Origin of the sequence: Flavobacterium endoglycinae (assembly GCF_017352115.1) — a bacterium.
Classification (GTDB): Bacteria; Bacteroidota; Bacteroidia; order Flavobacteriales; family Flavobacteriaceae; genus Flavobacterium; species Flavobacterium endoglycinae.
In genome coordinates, this window is record NZ_CP071448.1 from 82,960 (window position 1) to 102,232 (window position 19,273).

The 19,273-nt window shown below is 35.2% G+C and carries 19 protein-coding genes; 3 read left to right on the top strand and 16 right to left on the bottom strand.

From position 1 onward, the window contains the following. Positions 1–74 precede the first annotated feature (74 nt). The 5 genes from J0383_RS00355 to J0383_RS00375 form a co-directional block, all read right to left on the bottom strand. Positions 75–1,295 carry a DUF763 domain-containing protein gene (locus J0383_RS00355; RefSeq protein ID WP_207296475.1) on the bottom strand — a complete coding sequence of 407 codons (1,221 nt, stop codon included), beginning with the start codon at positions 1,293–1,295 and terminating at the stop codon, positions 75–77. Positions 1,296–1,392: 97 nt separating this feature from the next. Next, positions 1,393–1,587: a hypothetical protein gene (locus tag J0383_RS00360; protein WP_207296476.1), complete on the bottom strand. Its 195-nt coding sequence runs from the start codon at positions 1,585–1,587 to the stop codon at positions 1,393–1,395. Between the two features lie 92 nt (positions 1,588–1,679). Beyond that, positions 1,680–2,018 (bottom strand): nuclear transport factor 2 family protein, encoded by a 339-nt coding sequence (locus J0383_RS00365; RefSeq protein ID WP_207296477.1) that lies wholly within the window; start codon positions 2,016–2,018, stop codon positions 1,680–1,682. 29 nt (positions 2,019–2,047) lie between these two features. Further along, positions 2,048–2,962: a helix-turn-helix domain-containing protein gene (locus tag J0383_RS00370; RefSeq protein WP_207296478.1), complete on the bottom strand. Its 915-nt coding sequence runs from the start codon at positions 2,960–2,962 to the stop codon at positions 2,048–2,050. Between the two features lie 43 nt (positions 2,963–3,005). After that, the gene (locus J0383_RS00375) at positions 3,006–3,812 is read right to left on the bottom strand and encodes an SDR family oxidoreductase (protein WP_207296479.1); all 807 of its coding nucleotides are present in this window, start codon (positions 3,810–3,812) and stop codon (positions 3,006–3,008) included. A 183-nt stretch (positions 3,813–3,995) separates the two neighbouring features. Here J0383_RS00375 and J0383_RS00380 point away from each other — a divergent pair, with 183 nt between their 5' ends. Then, complete coding sequence (locus J0383_RS00380; RefSeq protein WP_207296480.1) at positions 3,996–5,420, top strand: FAD-dependent oxidoreductase; 1,425 nt, start codon at positions 3,996–3,998, stop codon at positions 5,418–5,420. An 81-nt stretch (positions 5,421–5,501) separates the two neighbouring features. Here J0383_RS00380 and J0383_RS00385 read toward each other — a convergent pair whose 3' ends face one another. Then, on the bottom strand, positions 5,502–6,104 hold the full coding sequence (locus J0383_RS00385) for a murein L,D-transpeptidase catalytic domain-containing protein (protein WP_207296481.1): 603 nt from the start codon (positions 6,102–6,104) through the stop codon (positions 5,502–5,504). Positions 6,105–6,403: 299 nt separating this feature from the next. Between J0383_RS00385 and J0383_RS00390 the strand changes: the two genes are divergently transcribed. Then, positions 6,404–6,760 (top strand): hypothetical protein, encoded by a 357-nt coding sequence (locus J0383_RS00390; protein ID WP_207296482.1) that lies wholly within the window; start codon positions 6,404–6,406, stop codon positions 6,758–6,760. 46 nt (positions 6,761–6,806) lie between these two features. Here the strand turns inward: J0383_RS00390 and J0383_RS00395 are convergent, their stop codons facing one another. The 6 genes from J0383_RS00395 to J0383_RS00420 all read right to left on the bottom strand — a co-directional run bounded on the left by J0383_RS00395 (position 6,807) and on the right by J0383_RS00420 (position 12,931). Then, positions 6,807–7,322 (bottom strand): PPC domain-containing DNA-binding protein, encoded by a 516-nt coding sequence (locus J0383_RS00395; protein ID WP_207296483.1) that lies wholly within the window; start codon positions 7,320–7,322, stop codon positions 6,807–6,809. A 41-nt stretch (positions 7,323–7,363) separates the two neighbouring features. After that, positions 7,364–7,984 (bottom strand): alpha/beta hydrolase, encoded by a 621-nt coding sequence (locus J0383_RS00400; RefSeq protein WP_207296484.1) that lies wholly within the window; start codon positions 7,982–7,984, stop codon positions 7,364–7,366. A gap of 15 nt (positions 7,985–7,999) precedes the next feature. Further along, positions 8,000–8,290 (bottom strand): GNAT family N-acetyltransferase, encoded by a 291-nt coding sequence (locus J0383_RS00405; protein ID WP_207296485.1) that lies wholly within the window; start codon positions 8,288–8,290, stop codon positions 8,000–8,002. Positions 8,291–8,302: 12 nt separating this feature from the next. After that, positions 8,303–9,241, bottom strand: coding sequence for a ring-cleaving dioxygenase (locus tag J0383_RS00410; protein WP_207296486.1), 939 nt, complete (start codon positions 9,239–9,241; stop codon positions 8,303–8,305). A 167-nt stretch (positions 9,242–9,408) separates the two neighbouring features. Further along, positions 9,409–9,861 (bottom strand): response regulator, encoded by a 453-nt coding sequence (locus J0383_RS00415; protein ID WP_207296487.1) that lies wholly within the window; start codon positions 9,859–9,861, stop codon positions 9,409–9,411. 4 nt (positions 9,862–9,865) lie between these two features. Beyond that, positions 9,866–12,931, bottom strand: coding sequence for a PAS domain S-box protein (locus J0383_RS00420; protein ID WP_207296488.1), 3,066 nt, complete (start codon positions 12,929–12,931; stop codon positions 9,866–9,868). Positions 12,932–13,139: 208 nt separating this feature from the next. On the opposite strand from J0383_RS00420, the gene J0383_RS00425 reads away from it, so the two are divergent. Continuing rightward, positions 13,140–14,018: a diacylglycerol/lipid kinase family protein gene (locus tag J0383_RS00425; protein ID WP_207296489.1), complete on the top strand. Its 879-nt coding sequence runs from the start codon at positions 13,140–13,142 to the stop codon at positions 14,016–14,018. Between the two features lie 42 nt (positions 14,019–14,060). On the opposite strand, the gene J0383_RS00430 is transcribed toward J0383_RS00425, so the two are convergent. The 4 genes from J0383_RS00430 to J0383_RS00445 all read right to left on the bottom strand — a co-directional run bounded on the left by J0383_RS00430 (position 14,061) and on the right by J0383_RS00445 (position 19,273). Then, positions 14,061–16,331 carry an ATP-binding protein gene (locus tag J0383_RS00430; protein WP_207296490.1) on the bottom strand — a complete coding sequence of 757 codons (2,271 nt, stop codon included), beginning with the start codon at positions 16,329–16,331 and terminating at the stop codon, positions 14,061–14,063. Continuing rightward, positions 16,331–16,924, bottom strand: a complete 594-nt coding sequence (locus J0383_RS00435; RefSeq protein ID WP_207296491.1) for a biliverdin-producing heme oxygenase — start codon at positions 16,922–16,924, stop codon at positions 16,331–16,333. Before J0383_RS00435 ends, J0383_RS00430 begins: the two co-directional genes overlap by 1 nt. Positions 16,925–17,009: 85 nt before the next feature. Then, on the bottom strand, positions 17,010–18,440 hold the full coding sequence (locus J0383_RS00440) for a glycosyltransferase family 2 protein (protein ID WP_207296492.1): 1,431 nt from the start codon (positions 18,438–18,440) through the stop codon (positions 17,010–17,012). 11 nt (positions 18,441–18,451) lie between these two features. Next, the gene (locus tag J0383_RS00445) at positions 18,452–19,273 is read right to left on the bottom strand and encodes a hypothetical protein (protein WP_207296493.1); all 822 of its coding nucleotides are present in this window, start codon (positions 19,271–19,273) and stop codon (positions 18,452–18,454) included.

A 19,273-nucleotide genomic window follows, 5' to 3' on the forward strand; every position in this document is an offset into this window, starting at 1 on the left:
AACTTTTCTAAAATTTTTATAATCGATACTAAAGGTGATTTCGATCTTTTTGAATTTGTAAATACATTTATGCTTTAAAATAACTCAAGCTGGTTATTGGGTGGCTTAGGCTTATCCTTAGGAGGTTTTGCATCTCCAAATACCGTTCGACCGCCGTATAAGTGAGATTCTCTGCGTTCTTTCTCAATTAAAGCGTCAAAATTGGAATTGGGTGTAAAGCTTTCTTCTGCCCTTCTTGAGATTTCAGATAATTTTTGAATAGCGCTTATTTTATCACTATTTCCAATTTTAGCACGGTTAATGGCTTTCTGCAAAGTAGAAATCGTTTCGTCATAAATCTTTAAGGGAACAGGAAACGGGTGACCATCTTTTCCTCCGTGGGCAAATGAAAAACGGGCAGGATCTTCAAATCGGGTTGGAGTTCCGTAAATTATTTCACTTACCAAGGCCAGCGATTGTAAAGCTCTTGGTCCCATACCTTTTAAAAGCAGAAGCTCTTCAAAATCTTCTGGTTTATTTTCATGAGTTGTCCAAAGCATCGCTCCCAGCCTTTTCATATTCACATCTTCCATCCTTACATCATGATGCGCAGGCATAGACAGATACTGCATTTCTTTTATGATTTTTACTGGAGATTCTTTTACCAATTCCAAAATACCTTCTCTCGATTTGGAAGCAGCCTGAGCGGTAAGATTCAAAATAGAACCTTGATTTTCACCATAAATAAAAGTATGTGGCTCGTTTATAAATGATTGTAAATCTGGAGAATGCCAGTGATATCTTCTCGCTGTTTTAGAATTAGGATTCATTCCCTGCTGAATAACAGCCCATTGTCCTTTATTATCGACAATAAAATTATGCTGATACAATTGAAATCCATCTTGAATGGCCGTGTTGTCTACTTTAGCCGTTAACCTGCTGCAGTTTGCCAGATTAATTCCGTCAAGTCCTGTTTTTTCACCTACAAATAAAAGCTCTTGAGGCGTTGCAGTTGAATGTTTTCCTTTGCCTCCGCAGATGTAAATACCCAGTTCTTTAGAATGCGGATTTACTGATTTTTTTAAAGCTCCAAGTACCGAAGTTGTAATTCCTGAAGAATGCCAATCCATTCCCATTACTGCACCAAAACTCTGAAACCAAAACGGATTGCTTAATTTACTGATTACTTCAGATGTAGAAAATTCCATAGCAATCGTTTCTACTATGGCCAAACCCAATTTTGACATTCGTTCAGAAAGCCACAACGGAACTTGTCCGTAATGAAGAGGAAGATCTGCTGTACCTGAACGTTTCATGTATTAGATTTTTTTTGTTATGCAAAAATACGCAAAATACCATCGAAAAACGGTTTACTAAAAAACGTCTTAAATAGAAATCTAAGACGTTTTTTATTTACTTTTTTTCTTCGTTATTCATTTTATCATCGAAATCTGGGTCTTCACCTTTAAACTTCTTTGTATCGGCATCATAATTTTCATCATTTGTTAAGACTTCATCATGATCTCTATATTGGTGTTTTCTGGTATCACTTCGATGATCGGCACCATTCTTATTGGTGTTTTTCGGGATTTGATTATTTGATTCCATAATTTCTATTTTTTAATGTTTAGTAAAATTAGCTGAAACCCAGATTTTTTTAATTACATAATCCTTTATAAAAATTATAAAATAATGATTGATTAATGAATTAAATCAGCTTTGGCGAAACTGATTTTCTCATCTTTAAATCTTAAATCGAAAATTCCTCCCAGTTTTCCTTCAGAGAAATCTCCTGTAAATTCGACTTCTATATGAAGGCTTTCTTCATCTGTCTTGTGGAAATGAACTAATTTGGTATGCGTGTTATAACCTATAAAGTAACTCTCGAAATAATCTTTTATCTCTTTGTGTCCTGTAAATTTTCTGCCTACTGAAGGATCATCCAAAACAGCATCTTCATGATAAAATTGGAGGTACTTTTCGGTATCAAATGCATTTCCTGCTTCAATCCAATCCTTAATAAAAATATCTATGTTCATTGTAATTTTTGTTTGTTTTAATTGAAAGTCTAATTCAGAAGACTTTTTTTATAATCTGAAGGCGATAAGGCGGTTTTACTTTTAAAAAGTTTAGTAAACGACTGCGGATGTTCAAAACCTAATTGATAGGCTATTTCTGCAATTGTCATTTCGTCTTTGGTTAGATATTCCCTCGCCTTTTCTATTACTTTTTCATGTATAAACTGCTGTGTATTTAAACCAATCAGGTTTCGCAGCATATCGCTTAAATAACGTGGCGTGACATTCAAAATTTCGGCAAGCGAATTAACGGTTGGTAATCCTTTCAGCACTGTTTTTTCTTCCTTAAAATAATCTTCAAGCAGTTTTTCCAATTTGGTCAGCATATCATGGTTTACCACTTTTCTGGTTATAAACTGTCGGTCGTAAAAGCGGTTGGCATAATTAAGCAATACTTCAATCTGAGAAATAATAACATCCTGACTAAATTTATCGATCCGCTCATTTAACTCATCCTGAATAAATTGGTAAATACTCAAAATGGTTATTTTTTCTTTTTCAGAAAGATAAAGTCCTTCCGAAGCCGAATAATTAAAGAAACCGTATTGTTTAATCTGGAAATTCAACGGATAAGATCGCAATAAATCAGGATGAATATGCAATGACATGCCGCTGTAGTCAGCTTCTTCATCCTGCATGCGCAGCAGCTGGCCGGGAGACACAAAAGACATTCCTCCTTCCTCAAAATCATAAAATCCCTGTCCGTATTTTAATTTTCCTGAGAATTTTGTTTTAAAGGAAATTTTATAAAAGTTAAGAATAATTCCGTTTTCAAAGTCTTTAGGTTCAAACTTCGCTTCACCATAATTTATAATACTGATAAGCGGATGCGGAGGCGCTCCTATTCCCATTGCTTTATGCAATTGAGATAATGAATTGAATATAACGGGCTGCTTTTTTTTCATGGTGCCAATTTAATTATTTCAAATAATAAAAATCATTCTAAAGTTACATTAAAAACTGAGAACGGATTTTTTGAAACTGCTGCTCTGGAGTCAGCGATAAACGTTCGTTATACAATTCGTTGGCGTCATTTCCAGCAATATAACGAAGCTGGCTTTTTTCGTCTGAAGCGGCATTATAAATAATTTCTGCAACGGTTTCGGCTTTGGTATAATTAGCAATTTGTTCTTCGCTGTAGCCTTCACTCACTTTAGCTGTTACATCCTGATACGCTTCATGCAAACCTCCTTGAAGTGATCTTCCGGCAAAATCAGTTTGCATTCCGCCTGGAGCAACTATTTTTACTTTAATTCCAAACGGAGCCAGTTCATAAGCAAGTCCTTCCGAAAAACCGTCTACACCAAACTTTGAAGCGTTGTAAATCGAACAAGTCGGATATCCTAATAACCCAAAAGTTGAAGTGATATTAATAAAAGTGCCTTGTTTTCTTTCTCTAAAATTCGGCAAAAAAGCTCTAGTTACATTGATAACTCCAAAAAGATTAGTTTGAAATTGATTCAGAATTTGTTCTTCATTAAATGATTCCAAAGGTCCAATAAGTCCATAACCGGCATTATTAAGAACCACATCTACAGGTTGTTTGGATAAAACATTATGTATTGTCTGTATAATGTCAGCAGAATTGGTAACATCTAATTTTAATACGGTAACATTTTCTAGTTGTGTTAATTCCGTTTCATTTTCAGGTTTACGCATGGTTGCAATAACGTTCCAGCCATTTTGTTGAAATACTTTGGCTGCTGCTTTTCCCAATCCTGATGATGCTCCTGTAATAAAAATTGTTTTTCTCATATGTATTGTGTTTAATTGTACACTGCAAAATTGTTTTAAATACAACTTTTAGAGGTAGCCAAAAAGGTGAAAAAGTAAGCCGAAATAACGTCTCCAAATTCTCATGGAGACATACTAATTATAGATGTAAACCTAGGAAATAAAATATATTGCCTAATTTTGCGCTGTATTTAGCATCTATTTATGTGGATTATCTGCCATGAATGTCAGGGACGCGGAAAGAAAAACCGCGGACTAACTAAAAAAGCAAAAGAGAGTTATCAATCAGCCGTTGCCGAATTTGAAAAATCAGGACATACGGGAATCGCTCCTGTACGTCCCAAAGCACATCTTCATACTTGCACAACATGCTCTGGAACCGGATTATTACCTTCTGACCATTATCTTCCTGCCGATTATAAAAATCTTCCGAATGTTGCTATTATTGGAGGCGGTATTGGCGGAACTGCTTTGGCTGTCGCTTGCCTGCATCGTGGTATTCCTTTTACGATTTACGAACGCGATGCTAGTTTTGATGCCCGTTCTCAAGGGTATGGACTTACTCTACAGCAAGCCAGTAAAGCAATTGAAGGTTTGGGGATTTTTTCGCTGAAAGACAAAGTTATTTCAACACGACATGTAGTACATACGGTTGAAGGAAAAGTAATTGGCGAATGGGGAATCAGGAAATGGCTTCAATCAGATGGAGAAAATTCTCCTAAGCGCACCAATATGCATATTGCCCGTCAATCACTTCGTTTAGCACTTTTAGAAGAATTTGGCGGTCATAATGCTGTACAATGGGGACATCAGCTTTTGGATTTTAAAGAAGATGAACAAGGAGTCGTTTTAACTTTCGATATAAATGGAGTTCTAAAAACGGCCAAAGCGGATCTTGTTGTGGGAGCAGATGGTATTCGAAGTTCAGTGAGAAAATTGTTAATTGGAGATGATGTTGCGCCTCTTCGCTATCTGGGCTGTATTGTTATTTTAGGTATTTGTCCTTTAAGTGCGATTGAAGGCAATAATAATCCTTTGTTAGATAAAGCAACGGTATTTCAAACCGCCAATGGAAACGAAAGAATCTATGTAATGCCTTATAAAGCTGACTCTGTAATGTGGCAGCTCAGTTTTCCAATGGACGAAGATGAAGCCAAAGCATTAAGCGCAAAAGGAACTCAGGCATTAAAAGAAGAAGCTATTCGCAGAACAAAATGGCATGCGCCAATTCCGCAGCTTTTAGAAGCCACTCAGGAAGCACAGATTTCAGGTTATCCAGTTTACGATCGCGAACTGCTTACGCCAGCAATTCTAAAAAAGGGAGAAAAAGCAACTTTAATAGGCGATGCAGCACACCCAATGAGTCCGTTTAAAGGACAAGGAGCCAATCAGGCTTTATTAGATGCACTTTCTCTTGCCCGTTCTATCACTAAAGGATGCAAACCTTCATCAGAATGGAGAAAACATGGCATACGAGAAAGGGTTTTAAATGAATTTGAAGCTGAGATGCTGGAACGAAGCGCCGTAAAAGTGAAAGATTCAGCAGAAGCAGCAAAGTTTCTTCATTCTGAAATTGTACTTCTCGAAAGTGACGAACCAAGAGGAAGATGTCTTAAAAGAAATAACTAACTTTCAGCAGCTATAACTTATATAAAACAAAAAAAGAGCTTTTCAGCTCTTTTCTTGTTGTTATAACTCAATTAACCTTATTTAATAATATACATAAAGCATAATTTTTGAATTTGAACTGTCGATAATTTTCTCAAGTCTTTTGAAAAATATCTCGTTCACCATTGGACAGCCATGGCTGTTTGTAATATAATAATCCTGCTCTCCATAAGGAACTGCCGAATATTGGTGTAATACAATAGCTCTTTTTAAAGCATTATTGTTTGATTCATCAAGACCGTTAAGTCTAAAAGCTTTTCCGAAAATGCCTTTATAGGATTTCTCAACAGAATATCTTCCTAATGAAGTACAGTTTGAATTAGGCATATTGCTGAATTTTAATTCATCACCTCTTATTCCTGTTTCAGAACCGCTTCCGTGCGCTACCAATCCTTGATCGAGGATTTTATTATTCTTAAGGTCGTATACAAAAAAACGATTCTTTCCTGATTTGATTTTCATATCTACAAGAAACGCAATCTTGCTGTTGTATTTGTGGTCTGAAGCAGTAAGTGCTTTAATTTCATTTACGTGGTCAGTAAGCCTTACCAGTTCAAGTTCAGATAATATTTCTTCATTTTCCATTACATTGTAGGTGGTAAAAGAGGTTAAAGAAACAAACAATACCAAAAAAAACATTTTCATTCTCATTCGCAAATCAATATAAAAGTTAGTAGTAGATTGGGGGGATTATCAGTTTCAAGTTTCCATCACTTGATTTTTGATGTTGCAAAATTATGTAGAAATTTTATACAATTCCCATGTCGGATGTGTTAAACTTTTCATAAATATCTAAAAATGTGATACTTAACAGAAATATAATTTTATAAAAACAGCATGAAAATTTAGCAGCTATCTTCAAAAATGGTATAAAATAAAGGGCTTTAAAAACTTTAATTTTAATAAACATTAAAAGATATATCTACTAATTAAAATCAACTATTATGATTACAGATACACATATACCGCATTACGATTATGATGATCGTAACGACACAGCAGATCAGCAAAATTATTCAAATCAATATCAAGAACCTTCAGATGATAATACGTTTGAAGAGATTCAATTGAGTGAGAACAATTATTTGGATAATGAATTTTCGAATGCCTTAGACCGAGATGACAGCGATCCAGAACTTGATTATCAGCCAGATGAATCAGAAGATGATGATCTTTATGAAGATGAAGATGAAGATGAAGATCTTGACGAAGATGATCTTGATGATGATTTAGTTGAAGATTATGATGAAAACGACCGTGAGCCTGAAACTTTCTCAGACGATGGTTATAAAATTGATTAATTCAATTTATTCATAAAAAAAGTGCTGATTAAAATCAGCACTTTTTTTATTTATTTAAGCATGGAAGCTGTAACACATTAGCGTTTAGCGGTTGTTCTATTTTTCTTTCTAACTTTTCATTATTGAGTGTAATGTAAATTTCCATAGAACCTGTTCCTACTTTCATTGCCAGAATATGTCCGCCATAAGCATCAAATTTATCATCTGTGGCTACTCCGTGAATGTGCAGAGAAGGTTTTCCATCACTCCATGCAATTGATCCAGTAAGACTTCCCATTTCAACTTTATTGAAGGTTTTGGGATGGAATTTCTTTTGACTGAAATCATAAAACCCGAAAGTAACTTCTTGTGCAAAACCAATTCCGGTAAAGTTTGCCGAAAGAATCTGCTGTTCTTTTACTAAGTTTTCTATCGAAGCCAAAACATTATCGCCTTCCCGTAAAACCATTAAATATCCTTGTGACGTCTTGGTATAGCGGCATTTTTGAGTATCATTTTGTGCGTGCATAAAATGTGTTGTAAAGAAAAACAACAACATTCCTATCTTCATAGCAGACTTCATATTCTATATTTTTAAAGTTATTACCTTAAAGATAGGAAATCTTACTCTTTCCCGAAAATTAGAGCATTCACAATATCTATTTCATCCTGGCTTATCGTATGTCCCATATCTGGATATATTTTTTTAGTAACCGCAGCACCCATTCTTTTTAAAAGTTCTTCAGAATCATTAACTCTTTCAACGGGAACATGAAAATCGGGATCGCTAGTGCCTACAAAAATGGGTGTGTTTTTGAAATCGCCTGTGTAATGGTTTTCGTAAACTTGATCGCCAATTAAACCACCTGTAAAAGCAATAATTCCTCCGTATTTATCGGCATTTCTGCTGGTATATTCTAAAGTAAGGCAAGCTCCCTGCGAAAATCCTAAGAAATAAATATTTTCTCTTTTGATGCCGTTTTCTTCAACCGAAGCTACAACCTGTGAAACCGTTTTAAGGGAATTCGATAAAAAAGGTTCATTCTCATTAATTGGTGCCAAGAAAGAATACGGATACCAAGTTCTGCCTTCTGCCTGTGGCGCAATCAAAGCAAAATCTGAAACATTTAAATATCGGGCAATTGAAAGAATGTCGTTTGCTCCAGCACCTCTTCCGTGAAGCATGATTAAGGCTTTTTGGGCTTCTTGCAAAGGAACTCCGCCTGTTATATATGATGCATTCATAAGTACGATTTAAAATTATTTTTTCCAAATATCCTGATATTCATCGGGATGTCTTTTGAATTGCGCATGAACATAGGGACACAGCGGCAAAACCATCAATTTGTTGGCACGAGCATACGAGGTCATTTCTTCCAGAAGCTTTTTCGCATAGCCTTTCCCTTCGCCTTCTGGTTCTACTCCTGTGTGGTAAACTGTAAGTAAATCAGGTTTTAGGCTTATGGTCATTTCGCCTAGTTTTTTACCCTCAACATACAAATTGAAAGCTCCGTGTTTTTTTTCGTCTAATTCTAATTTTATTTCTTCCATGATCTTTTCTAATTAATTAATTTTTACCAAATGGGCTTCAATTTCTGCTCTATGTGGCTCATATTGAGCTGGCAGTTTCAAATTTTGTCCTAATTCTTCCAAGCGTTCATCTACAGTAAATCCAGGATTATCGGTAGCTATTTCGAATAAAACTCCACCTGGTTCTCTAAAATATAAAGAATGGAAATACTGTCTGTCAATTTGTGGTGTAATTGATAATCCGTATTCTTCAACTTTTTCACGAAAGTGCATTAATATTTCATCGTTTTGTACACGGAAAGCTACGTGATGAACAGAACCATTGGCTACTAAACCTTTTCTTTCATCAGCCAATTCTACTAAATCTACAATTGCCGCATTTTCTATGGCATCAGTAGCATAGCGGTAACGGTTTACTTCTTGAGCGATTAATTTGTAACCAAATATTTCCGTTAAAACTGCTGCTGTTGGTTTTATATCGTTTAAAGTCAGTGTGATGTTGTGAAATCCTTTTGTAGCGGCGTCTGCTTTTACTTCATCGGTTTCCCAGCCTTTTCTGCTGTCTTCTGTTTTAGATTCAATTAATTCTAGTTTTAATCCGTCAGGATCTAAGAAAGTAAGGTATTTTTCTCCAAACTTTTCGGCTGGTTTGTTATAGATAACATTGTATTTTTCAAAACGCTGCTGCCAGAAATCCAAACTACCTTTTGGAACAGAATAGCCTATTTCTGTCGCCATTCCTGATCCTTTTCTGCCTTGTTGTATTCCTTCTCCCCAAGGGAAAAAAGTTAAAATTGTACCGGCACTTCCCACTTCATCGCCAAAATAAAAATGATATGTTCCAGGATCATCAAAATTCACTGTTTTTTTAATGAATCGCAATCCTAATATTTTTGAATAAAAGTCAAAATTACGTTTGGCATCGCCTGCAATGGCAGTAATATGGTGTAAGCCTAAGATTTTATTTTCCATGGTATTTTATGTATTAAAGTTGTTCTTGATTTTCTTTTACAAATTTACCACCGTTATACTTCTTGATCGATTAATCTAGATTAAGAAATAAAAACGAATAAAATGGAAACTGGCTGACACCATTAACGATTAGAAACTAGTGAATTAAAAATCAACACATTACGGTTTTATCCTAAATAAAATACGTGGCGTGAACCACCTGAATGAAGGCTGAGAATCGTGTCTTTTAAACTGCTTTCAAGATTTGAGGTTATAGAATGCAGTACTTGTTTTAAATCTTTAAAGTTATTGGGTTTTACGAAATAGCAGATTGCACCGAGTTTTGATGCTGTGTCCATATCGTTTTTATGGGAAGAAGTCGAAATCATTATAACAGGCACATCTTTATATCGTTTATCCGATTTTAATTCTTTCAAACAATCCCAGCCATTCATAATGGGCATATTTAAATCCAGAAAGATAACACTTGGAGCTTCATCAAGAGTGTTTAATATTTGCAGTGCTTCACTGCCATTTTCGGCACAATGACATTTAATGTTTTCATCTATTTCACCCAATGCTTCACAAAACATCTCTGTGTCATCTCTATCATCATCAGCAAGTAAAATTATCTTTTTCATTGTTTTAAATGTCATTTTCCTTTTGCTCAAAAGGGAGTGTTATAATAAATTTAGCTCCTTCATTAGGAATTCCCGATGCCATAATGTTTCCGCCATGGCGTTCTGTTATTTTTTTACAAAGCGACAATCCTAATCCTGTTCCTTCATAACGGTCTTTTGAATTAAGGCGTGTAAAAGTTTCAAAAATACGTCGGGTTTGATCGTGTTCAAAGCCAATTCCATTATCTTCTAAAGTGATCACAGCTGTTTTTCTGTCGTGCTGGTTAACTGTTGTTGAAGATATGGTTATTTCTGGCGGAATTCCTTCTTTGGCAAATTTGATGGAATTGTTTATCAGATTATAAAAAAGCTGATACAGTAAAACTGAAGCACCTTCCAGCACTGGAAGATCATGATAATAGATTTTTCCGTTAGTTTTCTGCAGGGAAATCTCTAAATCAGTTTCGATATTTTTAATGGTTTCATTTAAATCTACTAAAGTCGTTTTCTGAGAATCGGCATTTATTTTAGAATACGCCAATACTCCGTCGATCATATTAAACATACGATCTGCAGCTACATGAATTCTGTCAATATACTTTGCTGAAGATTCGTCTAACTGCCCTTGAAGATGATCTTCGAGACGGCCAACAAATGTCTTTATTTTGCGAACTGGTTCTTTTAAATCGTGAGAAGCCACATGCGCAAATTGCTGTAAATCTTCATTAGAACGCTGTAATTCTTTAGTACGATCTGTTACCAAGATTTCCAGTTTTTCGGTAATAGATTTCTGTTCGTGTATATCCGTGCAGGTTCCAAACCATTTGGTTATAGTACCTTCTTTATCTCTAATAGGAACTGCTTTACTTAAAAACCAACGATATTCTCCTGTATAAGCGTTTTTTAAGCGAAATTCAAGCTGATACGGAGTTCCGTTTTCGACGCTTTTATACCAAGTTTGAGTGACAAATGGGACATCATCTGGGTGCAGTCTTGGAACCCAGCTTGAATCGCCATATTCACTTTCGTCAAAACCGGTGTATTCATACCAGCGTCTGTTATAATAATCTATAAAACCATCTGGATTTCCGGTCCAGATAATCTGAGGTACAAGATCTGCAAGCTGTCGGAACTTTTCTTCACTTTCTCTGATAACTTCATGAAGTTCTTTTTCTGAGGTGATATCACTTGCCGCACCAAACCATTCAATAATAGTACCTTGATCGTCGAGTATAGGAACAACTCTCGAAAAAATCCATCCAGTTGAACCATTCTCGTTTATTATACGATGTTCTAGTTCAAATATACTTTTCTCTTTTATGGATTTGGCAATAAGATGTATGGCTTTTTCACGATCATTAGGATGAGCATATTTGTCAAGCCAATTGAGTATAGGTTTTTGCGAATCTAAAGAAAAATCATCTCCTTCGAGACTGTACATAATTCTCCAATCTGCATCCATACGGTATACTTCATCAGATGAAGCGTTTACTAAAGCTCGAAAACGGCTTTCACTTTCTTGCATTTTTTCTCTAGCCAAGACCTGCTGTGTCACATCAACCGCTACTTGAATCATTCCTGTAATTTGTCCGTCTTCAATCAACGGACGATAGGCAAGATTGTAATAATAGTCTTTTATTTCACCTGTACGGTTATGAGGTACCAAAACTTCGCTTTGGTCAAAAGGAATTCCTTGGTTGTAGACATTTTGAACCTGTTCCCAAACATATTGCCCTTCGAGTTCCGGCAGCACTTCGATTAGCGGCCTACCAATAATTTCAGGTCCTCTGCCAATCATTTCAAGCATGTGTTTATTAACCTGCTCAATAACCAAATCGTCACCTTTAAGAACTAATGTTGGCGCTGGAGTCTGTTCAATCATCGATTTTAATCGGCTTTCACTATCTTCGAGTTTTCTTCTGGCTAAAACTTGTTCAGTTGCATCAATTGCCATATGAAGAACGGCGCCTGTATCGCCATCATCTTGAATGTAATCGTATGAAAAATTAAAATAACGACGCTCGAGATTACCATTTATAATTAAATCAACAGGCTGTTCATCGCCTCTAAAAGGAATACCTGTTTTTTGAACATTTATAACAGTTTCCAATGCCGGCTGATCCTGCAATTCTGGAAGTGCTTCGAGCATTTTTTTTCCAACGGCATCTTCTAACCCTTTTTTGTTCATGAATTCCAGCATTGGTTTATTGATAATCTCCACTACTACATCTTCTCCTCTGGAAAGAAGCATTGCTATTGGGGATTGTTCAATCATATTTCGAAAACGGGTTTCGCTCTGCTGCAATTTTTCTTCGGCTTGTTTGATTTCGGTAATATCTCTGGTAGTTCCTGCAACGGCTTCTACTTCTCCTTTTTCGTTTAAAACGGGAACGAAAATATAATCGTAGATTCGGCTTCCTAATTCGGCATGCGGAAAAGAAACTGTACCTCTAATCGATCTTTTTTCAGCTACAACGGTATCAATTTCTCTTTCGTGCATAAGAGCATGCCATTCTTCATAACCATTTTCACGTAAGCCGCGTCCGATAGAATCTTCGGCAGATTTTCCCCACATTGTCAACAAAGCCTTATTGGCATATGAAAAAGTATAATCAAGATCAAAAACATAGACCAAATCTGGTGTAGTATTGATGATAGACTCGTAAAATCGTTTTTGTTTTTCGGCTGCAATAAGTGCCTCATTTAGGGCTGAATCTGCCTGCTTTTTTTCGGTTATATCTTCTACATTCAAAATCAGCAGTTCGTCTTCTTTTACAATTGTAATCCGAAACCACTTTATCTGATTATTTTCTTCATAACATTGCTCGAAATCAGCAGTAATTCCAGTTACGGCTGTATCAATACTATTTTTAAGAATTCCGTTATCAACAGCTTTAGAAAACACTTCGCTTAAACGTTTCTCTCTGTAGTCTGAAACATTAATCCATTCAAGCAATCGCGAATTGAACTTTAATATTGAAAAATCTTCTATCTGCCCTTTGTCATTATACAATGACTTAAGAACTGCAATACCATTTGGCGCAGCATTAAATATGGCTTTAAAAAGATCAGGATTATTTACTAACTCCATCGCATCAGCTTCGTAGATTAAAAAATTTGCTTTTAGAAAATCAAGCTTTGAGCTGTATCTCCTAATCTAAATTAATAAATAAAACCCTATTGTTCCTAATTTACGAGAATAAATCTTATGAATTTATTGTACTAAGGAAATAGAAATTCAAAATTAATTCAGAATTGAATGGTAAAATTTGCGGTTTGTAATAACCTTTGAATTGATAATGACTTACATTCATTTTATAATTAATCCTATTTCAGGAAGCGGAAAACACAATTTAACTCCAGAACTCATTCAAGAACATTTTCCTGCTGATCTCTATACCGTAAAAACCGATTATACCACACGTAAAAAACATGCTGTAGAACTTACTGCGGCGGCAGTACAAAATAATCCAGATTATATAGTGGCGTGCGGCGGCGATGGTACTATTAATGAAGTGGCTTCATGTTTAATTGGGACATCCATTATACTGGGTATACTTCCAGTGGGTTCAGGAAATGGACTGGCCTCGAATCTAAATATTCCTCGTGATTTTAAAAAAGCGATTAACATTATCAAAAAGGGACAGACAACATTAATTGATGCTGGAAAAATAAATGGAAGTTATTTTTTTAGCAACACCGGAATTGGTATTGATGCCATGATTATAAAAAAATATGAAAATTCAGGACGCAGGACATTAATTTCATACATAAAATCTGCCTTGATTTCTAGTTTTGAATTTAAGTCTGAGTCTTCCATTATTTCTTTTGAAGGACAAACGATACCTACAAATCCTTTCATGGTTTTTATATCCAATTCAAATGAAATGGGATATAATATGAGTCTGACTCCAAAAGCTTCTTTACATGACGGATTACTTGATCTCGTTATTATACCAGAATTATCATTTGTAGAAAAGTTAGTTTTAGGATATTATGTGCTTCGAAATTCAGTTCAAAAATTCAAAAAAGCAAAGCATTTTCTAGTTACTGATATTCATATTGAAATACCTTCAAAAATATTTACAGATGCCCAGATAGATGGTGAACATTATAAACTTAAATCAAATAAAATAGATGTTTCTATACTTCCTCATTCATTAAAAGTAGTGGTTTAACTTCCAAAAGATGTGATAAAAAACTGAAATCCTGAGATACGTTTAAATAAGCGTATCTTCAGGATCACAAGGAAAATAAATTATAATATCGGTGCCTTGATTGGGTTTTCCTTCGGCATGAATATCTCCTCCTACTGCCTGCATGATTTTTTTACATAAAGCAAGTCCAATACCTGAACCAGCATATTGTTCCTGATTATGAAGTCGGGTAAAGACTTTGAAAATTGACTCGGCGTATTTCTGTTCAAAACCAATTCCGTTATCCGAAAAACGAACCCAATGGCAGTGCACTTTATACAAATGACGCATTATGACGGGTTCCTGCGAAGCGGTAATTTTGATAACCGGTGTTCTTTCTTCTGATGCATACTTTAGAGAGTTCTGAATGATATTCATAAACAGCTGCTGCATTAAAAAGCCAATGGCGTGAATTTCAGGAAGATTTTCAAATTCAATTACTGCATTTTTCTGTGTAATGACTTCCTGCAATTCCTTTATGGTAGATTTTAATACTTTATTTAAATCTACTAATTGCAACGCTTCTTTGGCATTTTTGATTCGAGTGTACTTCAGAATATCTTCCAGCAGACCTCTCATTCTACTGGCCGATTTTGAAACGCGTTTTAAAGAAGCTGCAATTGATTCTTTAGAAACTACATCTGGTTCAGTAAGCATTTTGGAAGTAATAAGCTGAATTTTACGAAGCGGTTCCTGTAAATCATGCGTACTAATCCAGTTGATGTTTTCAAGCTCTGAGTTGGTTTCTTTTAAGATTTCACTCTGTGTACGGTATTTTTCTTCTTCTTCACTCAGCATTATCATAATCAACTGATTGTGAAGAGCGTGCGCATATTGAATCGCTGCATTAATTTCGTACCTTTTCCATTTTGTACTTTGGTTTTTAACAATCTGTTTCCAGATATTAAATGAGTTTCTAGGATGAAGTCCGTTTTTGTCTTTTACGATGCTTTTTTCAGGTTCACCTCCCCAGTTTATTTCAGAAATGGTTTCGGGTCTAAACCAAATTATATGGTCGTTATTTCCTAAAGAATGATATATACATCCTGCAAAATCAGAATCGGTTTCTATTTCAGGAAAAGAATTACTGATGTTATTGGTGGTGAATACGCTGTTTGTGCTTTCATTACCAATAAGTTCAATCAGTTTTATGATTTTTTCATCAGATGGTGTTAAACCGTTTTTGTAGATTTTATCTCTTGAAACAATTGAAACGCCTGACGCATTTGATAAATCCAATATCTGCGGTGTTTTTACAACAAGTTCTAATGAACTTTGTAAAAGCGGTATTTCGAGTCCGGTTAATTGTTCTAATGCTAAAGAGGCTTTCTGTACACTTACATATTCATCGTTCGATTGCCTGATATCGATTTGAGAAGTTATAAATTGTCCTTGAAGTTTGGCTGCTAGTCTAATTTCGGGTGAAATATTCTTTTTTGAATAATGATGGCAGGCAATTAATCCCCAAAGTTTGTCGTGATGAATTAACGATATAGTAAGCGTAGCGCCTACTCCAATATTCTTTAAATATTCAACGTGAATTGGTGATGTGCTTCTTAAAATAGAAAGGCTCAGATCAAGGTTTTTATTTTCTTTATCATCTACCGTAAAAATTGGAACAGGTTCATAATCAACATCTACAATAATTCTGAGCTGATTTTTTATATATAATTCTCTTGCCTGTGCTGGAATATCAGTATGCGGGTAATGCAATCCCAAAAAAGGCTCAAGATCATCTCGACGGCTTTCAGCAAATACTTCTCCATTGTATTGTTCATCAAATCGATAAATCATTACGCGATCGTAACCTGTTATTTTGCGGGTTCCTTCTGCTACAAGTGCACACAAATCTTTAAGTGACTTGGTCTGGTTCATCTGGGTTACAAACTGAATAGTCTGTGTATATACATCGGCCAGTTTTTCTTTGTCTGGAAAATGCGGTTCGGCTTCCAGAACATAAATACCGTGGCTTTGGTGTATACTTACTTGAAAAAGTTTCCCTAAAAGTTCTATTTCGAGAGGAAATGCATCCTGAATTTTATCTGTATTAAGGTAATCTAAAATCTTCTGTTCGGCATCAAAACCAAAAACAGCGGCAAAGTTTTGTCCTAATGCTTCTGTATAAGAAACAGCGATAAAGTCAGCAACATTATCAGTACAAAAATCAATTTTCCAGTCTGCAGTAACACCTATCAAAAATCCGTGAGGCTGAATTTTGCCTGGAATATGAATAGGTTCATGTTCACAATTGGTAAGTGTAACAATGTCGCGGTTGACTATATCTTTTATCTTCATTATGCGTTTTGAAAATGATTATAAATGCTTTCAAAAGCATATTTTGCACCTTTTATAATTTCATCTCCACAATTATAATCTTGTTCGTATTCGGCTAAAACATTTAGAAACGTTTTCCAGTAACTTCCTGTTTTGTCTCCGTACCCATTAAAATAAGAAACACCTTTATCTGTAGAGAGTTCAGGCAATTTTGAAACATTTTTCAAAATAAATCGTCCGCCAAGTGTCGATCCTTCCATTACATACAAAACTCCCAAAGCAAAAGGAATACTCATGTTTGTTATTTCAAATACTTTGGCTGAATTAATTTTAGTGTGATGAAGAAAAGAAAGATCATTTTCTATAAGATGTTTCTTTTTTCTGTGTTCTAAATCTTCAACAATACCTGAAAGCAGTGGATAAACAATATTTTCTGTATCGTTGTGAACATCATGCATTAGACTTAAATAATGTACATAATTTTCTATTTTCATGTCTGGTGAAACAATAGACATTGAAATTGGAAGTTGTTCTAATTTTGTATGTGAATCTGCGGTGTGCGTTTTGATATCAGTAAGAAAACCTGAAGATATTGAAGTTGAATTTGTACTCATTTATTGGGTAAATATTATGGCATTAGGAGAGTTAACAGCAACTTCTCTGTAGCAAATTTAATAAAAAAATAAAAGCTGATTTTTATTATTTCTTGGTAAAGCCCTTTCTGGTCATTTCTCCCCATCCTTTTGTGCCCATGATTTTTTCTTTATACCCCACCAACGCTGCATAAACGGTAAGCGGATGAAAATATAAAGGTTCTATAAAAGCTGCCATTAATAATTTAAAAAAGTCAATTTGTTTTGGGTATTTATGATACGTTCGCTCTTCGCTATACAAAGCAATAACCGAAAAGAAAACTGCAAATGTGTATACAAAAAGCAAAAGAAGCAGGAAAAAATGCCAATTTAACTGTCCCAAAACTATAAATATAATTGTTATCACCAAACCAATAAACTCTATCCCTGGAGCGAGAAATTCAAATAATGTCCAATACGGAACACTAAGCATTCCTAATAATTTGTATTTGGGATTCAGAAACATCTTTTTGTGAAAATCAAGGGTTTCAATGGTTCCCCGCATCCAGCGGCTGCGCTGTTTTTTAAATATTTTAAAACTTTCCGGAGCTTCTGTCCAGCAGAGCGGATCAGGAATGTAAGCCACAGAATACGGAAGTTTATTTTCTAACATATAACGGCGCATTCTCACAATCAATTCCATGTCTTCGCCTACTGTTTTAGTGCTGTAACCTCCAGAGAGTACTGCAATTTCTTTATCGAATGCACCAAACGCACCGCTGATAAGCAGCAATCCGTCGAGCCTTCCCCACGCCATTCTTCCCAAAAGAAATGCTCTCAGGTATTCTAAAACCTGAATTCTAGGCAGCATCACATCTGGAATGTTCACTTCAACCAAACGTCCGTTTTTAATCACACATTGATTCGCAATTCTCACTACGCCGCCAGTTGCGATAATTCGTTTTCCATGTGACTCTAAAAATGGTTTTGCCAGTTTTAAAAGAGAATCTTTATCGAGAATACAATCAACATCAATGCAGACAACATAAGGGTTCTGCGCAATATTAAGACCTACATTTAAGGCATCTGCTTTGCCTCCGTTTTCCTTGTCCACTACGATTAGCTTTTTGAAAGCGGCATTTCTGGATGTGTAAATTCCTCTGATTTTTTTGGTTTCAATCTGCGGATGAAAATCTAAATCGGTCAAAACAAGATCGTAGGTTTTCATTAAGATTTCCATCGAATTGTCTTTACTTCCATCATTCACAACAATTACCTGATAGTTATTGTAATTTAAGGAAAGTAATGATTTTACATTTTCTTCTATGGTAAAACCTTCGTTGTAGGCAGGAGCAATCAGCGAAAGTTTAGGTGCAAATTCGCTGGTAAGCAGTACTTCGTAATCTACGAAACTGTTTTTTTTAAGATAACCTCGTAATTCTTTAGTCGAAAGATAGGCTAACACAAGATACGACGACATGATTAATATTGCATAAGCAAGTATAAGGATGATGTATACATCTATAAACCAGGTTACTTCGCTATTAAAAAAAGTCATTTGTTCTATTGTTATACTGTTAAGGTTTGTAATACGTTCTGCGCTTCGTATTTAATGGTTAAATTTGGTGTTTGAGCGGCTAATTGTGCTACAAACGGAACTTTTTGTGTTAGTTTGAGTTCTTTGATAAGTTTTAATCCAAGGGCAATTACAGTTGTATTCTGCGATTCTAATAAAAGCTCAACTCCGCTAATATCGCCAATATCGTGTTTTTTAAAAGCATTTATAATATTCACTTGTGTCCAGTCATCAATAGGATCTCTGTGCTGGGTAAGATGTACAATGCCTTTTATTCCTGCGAGTTTAATACAAGCGTTTATGGCGGTAATCTTTAAAGTTTTGTTTCGGGCTTTTGCAAAAATGATGATCTTGTCGAAAGCCTCTATAATATTAAACTCGGCTAGTTCTGTAATTCCTTTGCATTTTACTTCCCATTTTAAGCTTTTGAGTTTTCTAAATGAGTCTTTTATCAATCCCGATTCTTTGTAAAATTGTTCCAGCTTCTGGGCAAAAACACCTTCGTAATTTTTATGCAGATTGATGATCGATTCTATGACAACTTCTCTGTAAAAAGTGGTATCAAAAAGTACTAGAAAATTTTTGTCTTCTTTAAAATCTGAATAAGTTCTATCTTCAAAAATAACAGATGAAAGTAATCTTTCAATTTCAATGTTGTATTCTTTTCGAAGTCTTTCTCTTCTAATATTTCGGCTTCGGCTCCAAACAATAATTAAATACAGCGTAAAGGAAGCCAATACAAACAAATAGATTGAAAAAGTTAGAAATGGCACTACCCAATGACTGTTTTTATATAGTTCCCAGATTTCTGCCAT